The following is an 11,760-nucleotide window of genomic DNA, read 5'->3' as shown; positions in this document are numbered from 1 at the left end:
GGGGGTGGGTATCGGGATGATCCCCTAACTCCGCCCTGAATTTCGTGGTGCCAGCCCGGATGACAGCGGGGTTTGACCGTGACGTGGCGGCATGGTTTTGACTGGTGGGTGTGGCCGGCATGGAGGTGTCGGCGGAACCGAGTCCAGAGGAGGCCGTCGTGGCGTGGAGTACTCGTCAGGTTGCCGAGCTCGCGGGGACGAGCCTGCGGGCGGTGCGGCACTATCACGACGTGGGGTTGCTGGACGAGCCGGAGCGAAAGTCCAATGGCTACAAGAGCTATGGGGTTACCCACCTGGTGCGGTTGTTGCGGATCAAACGGTTGCGGGATCTCGGGTTCTCGCTGACGCGGATCGCGGAGATGGGTGACGCGGACGAGCATCCGGAGCACGCGTTGCGCGCGCTGGATGGTGAGATGGCCGCGAGTATCGAACGGCTGCAAAGGATTCGGCGTGAACTCGCGCTCGTGCTGCGCGAGCCGACCCCGACCGATCTGCCGCGCGAGCTGGCGGCGGCGACTACGGCGGCGGATATCCCGGACACCGACCGGGCGCTGCTCGTCGTGCTCGCGCGCGTGCTCGGGCCGACGACGCTGCGGGCGTACGCCGAGACGTTGGAGGCCTACTACGCGGACCCGGGCGTGCTCGAACTGGACCGGCTGCCACCCGACGCCGACCAGCGGACCCGCTGCGAGCTGGCCGAACGCCTGCTGCCCGCCTTTCAGACGCTGCTCGCCGACCACCCACAACTTCGGGCACCGATCACCGACGCACCACACGGCACGCACTTCGCCGGCCGGACGATCAGCGCGGCCATCAAGGACCTGTACAACCCCGCACAAATCGATGTCATCCGTCGGATGGAGCAACACGTAGCCGCCGTCTGACCGCTACCTGGACTGCGGCACACCGACCCCGCCCGGCAGCGTTTGCCTCGCCGCCGAGGTGTAGTCGGCTTGGACTTTGTAGTACCGCTCGTCCGGGCCATAGGCGGCATAGAAGGCGAATCCGCGCGGTCCCGGCCCGGCGAACGGCGCGCCTTCCACAAAGCGGCTCAACACCGGATCGATCGCCGGAAAGCTCGCGGCGGTGTAGCGGGCGGGAAAGCAGATCCGCTGCACGCTCGGTTCGGTCCAGTTGAACGTCGCGTATACCGTGTACGGCCAGCCGAGAGCGGCCAGCTCATCCTGGTCGGCGGCGACGAAATCGAGGTCGCGCAGGATCGTGGCTATGCCGGTGGCGGTGAGCTGCCCCGGCGTCAGGATCTGGGTGTACAGATTCAGCGTTCGGTTAACGAAATCCACTGCCATCAAAGCGATTCCACCGCCACCCCACCGGCTCAACTGTTCGGCGTGGTCGCGCGCCGAAGCCGGCATGCCCACGAAACTCATGATCCGGTCCACGCCGATCAGATCCGGAAACGCGGTCCAGATCTTCTGCACGCCACGGTCGACGGCGAGGTCGATACCCACATCCACCGGCACCGCGGCCGAGACCTGCGCCAGCAGCTCCTCCATCGGGTGCCCGACGAAGTCGAGCAGCCCGGCGGCACGCAGCTTGCCGACCGGATCCCCCGCGGTCGGCAGATTCATGAACCGCGCACTGACCTGCCGGACCGGCGCCGGATGCGTCGTTGTGCGCACGGCCAGCCAGCCGTCGGCCCACATGCCACCGAGCGCGTCCAGTACCGCGTCGACAACCCCTGGGTCATAACGGGTTTCGGCCAGCCGCGCGAACTCACGCAGATCCCGCCGGAAGGTTTCCGCTGTCACACCGGATGCGCTCATGGGAACCACCTCGAATTGCAACGGGCAGTACAGGTGTGGGGCGCATCTACGATAGCGCTCGCGACGCCCGGACGGGACGGTACGTTTCCGCGATGGCAATGGTGTTCGACGGGGTCACCCGCCGACCCTTACGGGAACTGCGAGGTCGAGATCACGCCTTCGACACCGACCGGCTCCGGCGTGCGCGTAGGCAGCACGGGTCGCGCGTTGTCGCTGTAGCGCCGCTTGACCATCGCCGCGGCCTGCTCCGGGGTTTCCGGGCGCCACGGCCGGGTCGACAGCTTTTCCAGCACGCAGATCAACAGCATCTGCCGGGTGCGGGTGACCGGATGGCAGTTCATGCCGGCCTGGCCGAAGCCTTCGCCGGCCGCGACCTGTTCCTCGACCGGAACGGTCTCGGTGAGCACCCAGTACAGCTCGGGTCCGAGCAGGACGGACTCGCCGTTGCTGTCGTTGAACCAGCGGACCGAGTATTCGATCAGCAGTTCCGCGATCGGCCCGCTCTGGCGCAGGGCGTCGACGAAACGCGGCAGTCCCCCGCTGCCTTCGGTGTTGCGCTGGATGAGGGTCGCGATTCGATCCGCGACCTCACGTAGCTGTGTGATGTCCTGGTCCGGCCACTGCGGCAAAGTCATCAATTCTCCTAACACGTGCGATGGCGGTTTTCGCCGGCTCGGCCCATTCCCCGTCACCCGGCAAGAATTCAGCATGCATGCGCCAGTTGTCAATGGCGGATTAATAGCAGACGGGCATCACAAAATCGCCGGTCGCCGGCCGTGCCGTATTACAACGAAACCGCTTCGACGCCAGGATGTTTCCCAATATTCCGGACGCGATTTGCCGACGGAGAGCAACACATGCTTTTATTGCTACGTCACATTCCTGCCGCGCGGTTTGCCACTATCGGGACCCGGCGACCGCCGCGATGGCCGTTTGCGCATGTTCGGCCGCATGTTTTTCGTTGGCATAGAGCAGGCCGTAGGTGAACCCGTTCTCCCCCTCCGCCGTGCCGGCCGCGGTCGCCGTTCGCCAGAGGAAATCAGCCGAGACGACGCCGTCGTTGTGGTCGCCGAGCACGCGCTGAAGCCGCTTGTAGTACTTGATATTCGACTTCGCCTCCGCGCTCTTTCGCACCGGCTTGTGCAGTTCGGCGGCGTAGCGGGCGCGTTTGGCGGCCTTGCGCGCCCGGTGCAGGGACTCGTCGCGCCGATTGCGCACGGCCGCGGCCAGCCGCTTGTCGGCCTTGCCCGCGGCGCGGTGGGCGCGCTGCACGAGTTCGCGCTTGCTGATCCGAATCGTGAACGGCGGCTCCGACTTCCAGGATTGCAGCACGGCGAGCAAGGCCAGGTAGCGCGGCGAGTCCATGGCCTCGGCGAGCACGTTGCGGCCGGCCAGCTGCCGCTCGAGCAGCGTCGTTTCGATGCGCGCGGCCACCGGGCCGAGCACGAGTTCGGGCGGCAGCTCGCCGATCTTGCCGGCGAGTCGGGCGCGCTGCACCTGGCAGTCGCGGACCTCGCCGAGCAGTCCCGCGTACCACTTCAGCTCGTCCGCGATGCCGTCGATCGCGGAGCGGTCGAGCAGCTTGCCGAATACGCGCAGCGTGCTGCGTAGTCGCCGGGTCGCGACGCGGGTGTCGTGGATCGGATCCTCGCCGCGGCGCAGTGCGACATCGCCGGTGAAGATCGTGTCGATCTGCGCGGCCAGATAATCGTGGATCGCGCGCTGAGCCTTCGAGCCCGCGATGCGCGCGCTCGGCAGCGGCAATGCGCGCGAAAGTTTGGAGGGATATTTCGCCTTGGCCGCGCCTGCCTCGGCGAGCCGGTCCATCAGTACTGCGGGGACGGCATCGGTGTGCGGGCCGAGTTCGACCTCGATCTCCCGCCAGGCCAGTGCGTCCGTGTCGGCATCGACGGGTGCCGTGCGCACGACGTCGTCATCGATCTCGAGGACCAGTTCGCCGTCCGGGCCGAGCACGCGGTGCCGGTTGCGCAGCGTATGAATCGTAGTGATCGCGCGCAACTCCTGCCCCAACGCGGCGCCGGTGACGACATCGGCCAGCTCGCTCGGCATTTCATCGGACCACTCGGCGACCAACTCCATGCGCCCGTCGGCCTGCGGAACCTTGAGCTGCCAACCCGATTCGTCGGTACCGGCCCGGCGACGCAAGGTCAGATTATGCGTGAGCAGATCACGCGCGGCGGTGTCGAAATACGTGCTGGTGAGTTCGACCGACGTTTCCTCGACGTGCCCGCCGGGCACGATGTCGTCGATCGGCGGCAGCGTGAATGCCCGGTCGACCTCCCATTTCGTCTCGCGTTCTAATACATCCTTCATTCATATAGCCTTCCCGGCCTACCGCGCCCGAAACAGCGCGTCGATGCCTCCGTCAGCGGCGAGCGCGAAATCCCCTCGCCGCTAACGAAATCGGCACCGGTCAGGTGTCGGGGCGGGCGATATCGCCGCGCCACGCGCCGGTTTCGTGGTGCCTGCTCTCGATGAATTGCTTGAAGCGCTGCATATCGCCATTTACGCGGTGCTTCAGTACGCCGAGGACGTCGGCGGCGGTTTCCACGAAACCCTCGGGGTCGACCTCCATTTGAGCGGTGATCCGAGTGTGGGTGTCGTCGAGGCGGTGGAAGGTGATGACGCCGGCGTGCTGCGGGCCGTTGTCGGATTTCCAGGCGACTCGTTCGTCGGGGTGCTGCTCGGTGATGGTCGCGTCGAATTCGCGGGTCGCGGGACCGACGTGGATCTTCCAGTGGGTGTGCTGGTCGTCGAGTTGCTGCACCGCCTCGACGCCCTCCATGAACTCGGGAAACGACTCGAATTGCGTCCACTGGTTATAGGCGGTGCGGACCGGTACCTCGACGTCCACAGTGGCGGCCAACGTGCTGCTCATGTGTACCTACTTCCTTTTCTTGGCGTCCAGCGCTTTTGCCAGTTGGCTCTTGTTCATTTTCGAACGGCCTTCGATGCCGCGTTGACGAGCCTCGTTGTAGAGCTGGTCGCGGGTCGGGCCGGTCGGGGCGTTGCGTTGACGGGCACGCAGCCCGGCGCGCTGCTGCGGTTTCATGTCTTCCACCGACGACCGGCTGGCCGTCTTGGTCTGACCTGCCTGCGCGCGAATCTTGTTGACCGTGCGCGCCGCGATTTCCTTGGCCTCGCGGGCGCTGCTGCCCTGCGACTTCTCCGAATCACGAATGTGTTCGTACTGACGTTCCTGCTTGGCGGTCCATTCCTTCGGCATGATCACACCTCCTGTCCGCCGGATAACCCGCGGGCCCGGCGGCAAACAAGCGCGGGCCCCGCGGGTTCTTCGACGACTACTGGTCGTGCTGATAGCCGGCTTGCCGCGCCTCGTCCACCTTGGCTTCGGCGCGGGCCTTCTCCGCCGCCGCTTCCTTTTGCGCGGCTTCGCGTTCGGATTCGGCCTTGTCCTGCTGTGCCTGTCCCTCGCCCTTGAGGTTCTCGTCTCCGGTGACGACGCCAGCAGCCTCCTTGACCTTGCCCTTCACGCCTTCGACAACACCTTCGATCCCCTCGCGGGGTCCGCTTTCATGCTCCGACACCAAAACCTCCGACACAATCCGATGTACGGTTGACACCGGGCGCATACCCGCTGTCGAAGGCGCTAATCCGCCGCTAGTTCACGGCGGCGACGATGCGGCGGCGGCCGTATTGCCAGATCTGTTCGACGGTCCGGAATCCGGCCGCGCGCAACAGGTTCAGATGCTGATCGAAGGTCACGCCGTTGTCCGCGGGATGCTCCCACCGGCGGTTGTCGCGTTCGGCGACGGCGGCGGACAGTTCCGGTTCGGCGGTGATCGCCGTCCACCACTCGACCCAGCCCTCGCGATCGCCGACGCCCTCGCGTTCGACCTGACGGTTCCAGATCACGTCGTGCAGGTGGACGATATCCGTTGCCTGCGTGGCCATGTCGTCGCCGTTGAGCAGGATGCCGCCAGGGCGCAGCAGCTTGGCGGACTCGGTGTAGAGCGCGGCGAGCTGGTCTCGATCGAGCCAGTGCAGCGCGGTGGTGCTGACGATCGCGTCGACCGGTTCGGCGGGCAGCTCTGCGGTCCAGGCCGGGTCGGCGAGGTTGCGGTCGACGAGTTCGAATCCGTATGCGGTGCGGGCTAATTCGAGCAGCACCGGGTCGGCGTCAACGCCGATCACCCGGGCCCGGGGCAGCCGTTCGCGGATGCGGGCGCCGAGCGAACCGGGTCCGCAGGCGATATCGAGGACGAGCGGGTCGGGGCGGTCGGTGTTGGCGGCGACCGCGTCGGCGATGACCGCGAACATGGTCTCGCGGTCGGGTAGGTATCCCTCTTGCTGACGATCCCAGCGATCGATCCAGGTCTTGGCGAGGGTGGGTGTGAGCGACATGAGCAACTCCCGTTACTGTCATAATGTTCAACGACAGTAACGACTATAACGAGAGCGAGGTGACTGATCAAGTGCATTTAGACAGTCACACTTTGGCCGTGGTCCGGGACGGCGTCGAGCTGGTGAACGTCACCGTGCCCGGCGAACGCCGCGGCAGGCCGTATCCGCCCGCGGCCGACGAGGCAGAACTGCTCGACCGGTTGAACACCGTGGTCTCGGCCTACGGCTATCTCGTCCAGCCCGCGGACACCGACGGCATGGCCCGCGCGGCCGCCCAACTGCGGGACGTGTTCGACGCGGTCGCCGCCGACGACATGGACCGCGCCGCCAACCGGATCAACGCGATGATCACCGAATACGGCGCCCGGCCAACGCTTATCCGGCACGGCACGCGCCCCTGGCACCTGCACTTCCACGCACCGGATGCCGCGCTGGTCGACGGAATCGCCGCCGCGTCCGCGGTCGGCCTGGCCTTCGTGCTCGGCAGCGAACACGCCGATCGGATCGGGGTCTGCTCGGCCGACAACTGCGACCGCGTCTACCTGGACACCTCACGCAACGGCACCAAGCGTTTTTGCAGCACCGCGTGCCAAAACCGGTCGAAGACAGCAGCATTCCGCGCCCGTCGCGCGTCGACCACCTGAGCCGGTCGATGCGCGGGTGTCCGTTTCGATCTGGGTGACCGTAATACTGGCCAGGCCCGACCCGGGATGGTTTCGTCGGACGAGACCATCAGGTTGGAGCGAAAGGCCCTCGTATGTCCGTCGATTACCTACCGGAGACCGACACCGCAGTGCGGGTGGTCAAGCTCGGTGCGCACATCGGCGCACGGATCGACGGTGTCCGGCTGGGCGCCGACCTCGATGCGGAGACCGTCGCGACCATCCGCGCGGCACTGCACGAACACAAGGTGATCTTCTTCCGCGGGCAGCAGCACCTGACCGAGGACGGGCAGTACGAGTTCGCGGAGCTGCTCGGCAATCCGACCAGCCCGCATCCGACGCTCACCTCGGCGGGCGTGAAGAGCCTGGCCATCGATTCGAAGCATGGTCGTTCCAACGTGTGGCACACCGATGTCACGTTCGTCGACCGGGTGCCGAAGGCGTCGATCCTGCGCGCGGTCGCGCTGCCCAGCTACGGCGGCTCGACCACCTGGGCCTCGACCGTCGCCGCGTACAACGCGCTGCCGGAACCGCTGAAGCGGCTGGCCGAGAGCCTGCGCGCGCGGCACACCAATCAGTACGACTACGCCGCGGACACCGACGAGGGCCTGGACGAGAACGGCAAGGCCTACCGGCGCGAGTTCGAGTCCACCTACTTCGAGACCGAGCATCCGGTGGTGCACGTGCACCCGGAAACCGGCGAGCGTGCACTCCTGCTCGGCTGCTTCGTGAAGCAGATCGTCGGCCTGTCGAGCAGCGAATCGCACGCGCTGTTCCGGTTGTTCCAGGACCGGGTGACCCGCCTGGAAAACACCACCCGCTGGGACTGGTCGCTGGGTGACGTCGCGATCTGGGACAACCACGCCACCCAGCACTACGCCATCGACGACTACGACGGCAGCGAGCACCGCAGGCTGACCCGCATCACCCTGGCCGGGAACATCCCCGTCGGCGTCGACGGCTCGTCGAGCACGGTGATCGCCGGCAATGCCGAGTACTACTCGGCCATCGACCCGTTGAAAGGTGCGGCATAGCCGTTGCCGCCACCGTCCTGATTCGGTGCCGCGAACCCATTCCGAGTTGATTCGCACCATTCTGTTTGGCCGCCGGTAGCGGGGGGAATGCCAGCGCGGGATCGGTAATCCGCCGATTCGAACGCCGCGCGTCATCCAGAGCCGACCGCGCGACGTCGATTACTCTTTGACGGCTCGAGCCCGGTGACTACGCACAAACAGGTAACGACTTCGCCTGACGATGGGAATCGCGTGAATCTATGGAATTACGTCCGGGGACGGGGTGAGTTCCTGACGTTTCTCACATATCAGCATGCCTCCCTGGCGTTTCAAACGGTCCTGGTCGGGACGGTGATCGCGGTTCTCGTCGCGGTGGCGGTATATCGGCTCCCGCTGTTGTCCTCGCTCACCCTGACCTCCAGCCGGGTCGCGCTGACCATTCCCTCGCTCGCCCTGCTCGCGCTGTTGCTGGTCCCATTCGGACTCGGCGTCGTCCCGTCGTTCATCATGCTGGCCTTCTTCGCCGCGTTGCCGGTGATCGGCAATGCCATTGTCGGCCTGCGTTCGGTGCCTGCGTCGGTGATCGAATCCGCGCGCGGCATCGGGTTTTCCCGCTGGCGCATTCTGCTGACCGTCGAATTGCCGATCGCCTGGCCGGTGATTCTCACCGGCATTCGGGTGTCCACCCAGATGATCGTCGGCGTCGCCGCGATCGTCGCCTACGTCCTCGGCCCCGGCCTCGGCTCGCTGATCTTCAACGGGCTGTCCCGGCTCGGCGGCGCGAACGCCATCGAAATGGCTCTCACCGGCACCATTCTCATCGTCCTCATCGCGTTGGTGTTCGACGCGCTCCTCGTCCTGCTCGGACGCCTCACGATCGCAAAGGGACTGTCATGACGGAAGTGACCAGCCAGCCCGCTCCGGCCGCGGAGCGCAATGTGACCGGCGCGGCGATCAAGCTCGACGGGGTCGTCAAGCGCTACAAGGGTCAGGACAACGCGGCGGTCGAGCGCCTGGACCTGGAGATCGACGCGGGCGAGATCGTCGCGTTCGTCGGCCCGTCCGGCTGCGGCAAGACGACCACGCTGAAGATGATCAACCGGCTGATCGAGCCGTCCGAGGGACGGATCTTCATCGGCGGCCGCGATGTCACCCGCGAGGATCCGGACAAGCTGCGGCAGTCGATCGGGTACGTCATCCAGTCCGGCGGCCTGTTCCCGCACTGGACGGTCGCCAAGAACGTCGGCGCTATCCCCCGGGTGCTCGGGTGGGACAAGAAGCGGATCGCCGAGCGCACCGAGTACCTGCTCGATCTGGTCGGGCTCGATCCGGGCACGTTCGCCGATCGGCTGCCCAAGGACATGTCCGGCGGCCAGCAGCAGCGGGTCGGCGTCGCGCGCGCTCTGGCCGCGGATCCGCCGGTGCTGCTGATGGACGAGCCGTTCGGCGCGGTCGACCCGATCACCCGGGTTCGCTTGCAGGACAGCCTGATCGCGATCCAGCACGAACTCGGCAAGACCATCGTGGTGGTCACGCACGACTTCGAGGAGGCGACCAAACTCGGCGACAAGGTGCTGATCCTGTCCGAGGGCGGGCACATCGAGCAGTACGCGCGGCCGGAGGAGATCCTCACCGATCCGGCCACGCCGTTCGTGGAGGAATTCGTCGGGTCCGGCGCGAAGCTGGCCTATCTCACCGTGCAGCGGGTGCGAGATGTCGACTACGACAAGGTGATTACGGCACGGGTCGGCGAGTCCGCATCGGGTGTGATCGCCCGCGCGAAGGCGGCCGGGCACACCTGGGTTGTGGTGGTGGACGACGCGGGACGGCCGCGCTCGTGGCCGTCGCTCACGGAAGTGGCGACCAAGCCGGAGGTTTCGGACTTCCTCGATCGGCGGTTGCCGGTCGTAGCGCGCTCCTCGACGCTCAACGACGCGCTCGACGCGATGCTCGCCGCGAGCCAGGGCGCGGCGCTGGTGACCGACGGCCGCGGCGCGGTGGTCGGCTCGCTCAGCATCGGATCGGTGACCGAGACGATCCAGGCCAAGCTCGCCGAGGTGCGCTCGGCGGAGGCGGACCTGTCCTACGAAACCTACGTCGACGGAACCGATCCCGCGCCGACCCCGGTGGTCGCGGCCGACGAGGAGCCCGGATCGGGTGAGCCGTCATGAGTCGCCGCGTGCCGATCGACGTGTGGTTCGAACCGATCATCATCGCGGTCATCGGCATCGGCTACGTGCTCTGGTATCGGTCGACTACGTTCACGCCGACCGAAAAGGCGTCGCTGGGCTGGGACAACCTGCAAACCACGATTCTCGCGCACATCAAGCTGACCGTGGTGGCCACGCTGATCGTGGTGGTCGTCGCGATTCCGCTGGGCATCGCGCTGACCCGGCCCGCGTTGAAGCGGCTCGAACCCATCGCGGTGAACGTCGCCAATATCGGTCAGGCCGCACCTGCAGTCGGCCTGCTCGTCTTGTTCACCTTCTGGCTGGGCACCGGATTCCGCACGGCGATCGTGGGTCTGGTGGTGTACGCGATCCTGCCGATCTTGCAGAACACGATCGTCGGGCTGCGGCAGGTGGATCACCGCACGATCGAGGCATCGCGCGGGATCGGGTATTCGGGCAGCCGCACGCTGTTCCAGGTCGAGTTGCCGCTCGCGGTGCCGGTGATCCTGAACGGTGTGCGTACCGCGCTGGTGATTCTGGTCGGCACGGCGACGTTGAGCACGTTCATCGGCGCGACGAGTCTCGGCACGCTGATCACCACCGGGGTCACACTGTTCCTGCCGAAATTGCTCATCTCCGGGGCGATCCTGGTCGGGTTGCTCGCGTTGATCATCGATTGGCTCGGCCGGCTGGTGGAACTCGCCGCGACCCCGCGGGGGATCTCATGAAGTCGACCCGCGTTGCGTTGCTTTCCGCACTGCTCGTGACGGTGCTCGCCGGATGCGGGCTGGTCAGCTCGTCCGGGACGTTCCACGAGGCGCGGCTGCCCGGTGATGATCAGCCGCTGGATGGGGCGAAGCTGGTCGTGACCTCGAAGAGCTTCACCGAGGGTGTGCTGCTCGGCAAGATCACCGCGACCTACCTGGCCGCGGCGGGCGCCGAGGTGAAAGACCTCACGGGCGCACCGGGTTCCGCGTCCTCGCGCCAAGCCCAGCTCAACGGTGACGCCGACATTCTCTGGGAGTACACCGGCACCGGATGGGTCAACTATCACAACGAGACCGAGACGATCGCGGACCCGAACGAACTCTGGCAACGAGTCAACGCGGTCGAGAAGCGCGATCACGATCTCGAATGGTTGCCGCCGGCGAACTTCAACGACACCTACGCGTTTGCCGCTTCGACGCCGAATGCCGAACGGTTGCAGGTGAAGTCGCTCTCCGATGTGGCGAAGCTACCGGTGCCCGATCGGACGTTCTGTGTCGACGACGAATTCTTCAGTCGCTCGGATGGTTTCATTCCGATGTTGCAGAAATACGGTGTGCCCTATAACGATCCGAATGGTGTTCCGTCGGGGAACGTCACCCGGATGGATGCCGGAGTCGTCTATACCGCGACATCCAAGGGCGCGCCGTGCAATTTCGGCATGGTGTACACCACCGACGGGCGGGTCAAGAATCTGAATCTTGTTGTGCTCGACGATGATAAGAAGTTCTTCCTGCCTTACAGCGGCACCGCCGTAGTGCGCGGGGTGATCCTCGACCGTTACCCGCAGTTGCGGGGGCTGATCGGGACGATCTCCGAACATCTCACCGATCAGCTGATGCAGGAGCTCAATGGTCGCGTCGATATCGACGGCGAGGATCCGGCCGATGTGGCGTATGACTGGTTGAAGAAGGAAAAGCTGATCGCCTAGGGGCCGTGGTCAGGGTTGTCCCGGAGGCGAAGACCGCCCTCCGGGGTG

At 66.0% G+C, this 11,760-nt stretch carries 14 protein-coding genes; 7 read left to right on the top strand and 7 right to left on the bottom strand.

Annotated features, from left to right (window positions below):
• Positions 1-119: 119 nt before the first annotated feature.
• A complete protein-coding gene (locus tag AB0M22_RS27340) occupies positions 120-884 on the top strand; it encodes a MerR family transcriptional regulator (RefSeq protein ID WP_364733993.1) in 765 nt (254 codons plus the stop codon).
• A 3-nt stretch (positions 885-887) separates the two neighbouring features.
• Here the strand turns inward: AB0M22_RS27340 and AB0M22_RS27335 are convergent, their stop codons facing one another.
• The 7 genes from AB0M22_RS27335 to AB0M22_RS27305 all read right to left on the bottom strand — a co-directional run bounded on the left by AB0M22_RS27335 (position 888) and on the right by AB0M22_RS27305 (position 6,170).
• Positions 888-1,784: an aromatic prenyltransferase gene (locus AB0M22_RS27335; RefSeq protein WP_364732562.1), complete on the bottom strand. Its 897-nt coding sequence runs from the start codon at positions 1,782-1,784 to the stop codon at positions 888-890.
• Positions 1,785-1,912: 128 nt separating this feature from the next.
• Positions 1,913-2,419, bottom strand: a complete 507-nt coding sequence (locus AB0M22_RS27330) for a hypothetical protein (RefSeq protein WP_364732560.1) — start codon at positions 2,417-2,419, stop codon at positions 1,913-1,915.
• Positions 2,420-2,684: 265 nt separating this feature from the next.
• Positions 2,685-4,118, bottom strand: coding sequence for a CYTH and CHAD domain-containing protein (locus AB0M22_RS27325; RefSeq protein WP_364732557.1), 1,434 nt, complete (start codon positions 4,116-4,118; stop codon positions 2,685-2,687).
• 100 nt (positions 4,119-4,218) lie between these two features.
• Positions 4,219-4,683, bottom strand: coding sequence for an SRPBCC family protein (locus AB0M22_RS27320; protein WP_364732555.1), 465 nt, complete (start codon positions 4,681-4,683; stop codon positions 4,219-4,221).
• Between the two features lie 6 nt (positions 4,684-4,689).
• Positions 4,690-5,031 carry a plasmid stabilization protein gene (locus AB0M22_RS27315; RefSeq protein WP_364732553.1) on the bottom strand — a complete coding sequence of 114 codons (342 nt, stop codon included), beginning with the start codon at positions 5,029-5,031 and terminating at the stop codon, positions 4,690-4,692.
• A gap of 76 nt (positions 5,032-5,107) precedes the next feature.
• Entirely contained in the window at positions 5,108-5,353 is a 246-nt protein-coding gene (locus AB0M22_RS27310) for a CsbD family protein (protein WP_364732550.1), read from the bottom strand.
• Between the two features lie 73 nt (positions 5,354-5,426).
• Positions 5,427-6,170 (bottom strand): class I SAM-dependent methyltransferase, encoded by a 744-nt coding sequence (locus tag AB0M22_RS27305; protein WP_364732547.1) that lies wholly within the window; start codon positions 6,168-6,170, stop codon positions 5,427-5,429.
• Between the two features lie 71 nt (positions 6,171-6,241).
• On the opposite strand from AB0M22_RS27305, the gene AB0M22_RS27300 reads away from it, so the two are divergent.
• The 6 genes from AB0M22_RS27300 to AB0M22_RS27275 all read left to right on the top strand — a co-directional run bounded on the left by AB0M22_RS27300 (position 6,242) and on the right by AB0M22_RS27275 (position 11,712).
• Positions 6,242-6,814 carry a CGNR zinc finger domain-containing protein gene (locus AB0M22_RS27300; protein ID WP_364732545.1) on the top strand — a complete coding sequence of 191 codons (573 nt, stop codon included), beginning with the start codon at positions 6,242-6,244 and terminating at the stop codon, positions 6,812-6,814.
• A 113-nt stretch (positions 6,815-6,927) separates the two neighbouring features.
• Complete coding sequence (locus tag AB0M22_RS27295; RefSeq protein ID WP_364732542.1) at positions 6,928-7,866, top strand: TauD/TfdA family dioxygenase; 939 nt, start codon at positions 6,928-6,930, stop codon at positions 7,864-7,866.
• A 231-nt stretch (positions 7,867-8,097) separates the two neighbouring features.
• Positions 8,098-8,742, top strand: coding sequence for an ABC transporter permease (locus tag AB0M22_RS27290; RefSeq protein WP_150401229.1), 645 nt, complete (start codon positions 8,098-8,100; stop codon positions 8,740-8,742).
• Positions 8,739-10,016 (top strand): ATP-binding cassette domain-containing protein, encoded by a 1,278-nt coding sequence (locus AB0M22_RS27285; RefSeq protein ID WP_364732538.1) that lies wholly within the window; start codon positions 8,739-8,741, stop codon positions 10,014-10,016. Before AB0M22_RS27290 ends, AB0M22_RS27285 begins: the two co-directional genes overlap by 4 nt.
• Complete coding sequence (locus tag AB0M22_RS27280) at positions 10,013-10,744, top strand: ABC transporter permease (protein ID WP_364732535.1); 732 nt, start codon at positions 10,013-10,015, stop codon at positions 10,742-10,744. Before AB0M22_RS27285 ends, AB0M22_RS27280 begins: the two co-directional genes overlap by 4 nt.
• Positions 10,741-11,712 (top strand): glycine betaine ABC transporter substrate-binding protein, encoded by a 972-nt coding sequence (locus AB0M22_RS27275; protein ID WP_364732532.1) that lies wholly within the window; start codon positions 10,741-10,743, stop codon positions 11,710-11,712. The genes AB0M22_RS27280 and AB0M22_RS27275 overlap by 4 nt, the downstream gene beginning before the upstream one ends.
• Positions 11,713-11,760 lie beyond the last annotated feature (48 nt).

The sequence above is a fragment of the Nocardia sp. NPDC051756 genome, assembly GCF_040681495.1.
Taxonomy (GTDB): Bacteria; Actinomycetota; Actinomycetes; order Mycobacteriales; family Mycobacteriaceae; genus Nocardia.
This window is presented reverse-complemented; position numbering and strand designations above follow the sequence as displayed.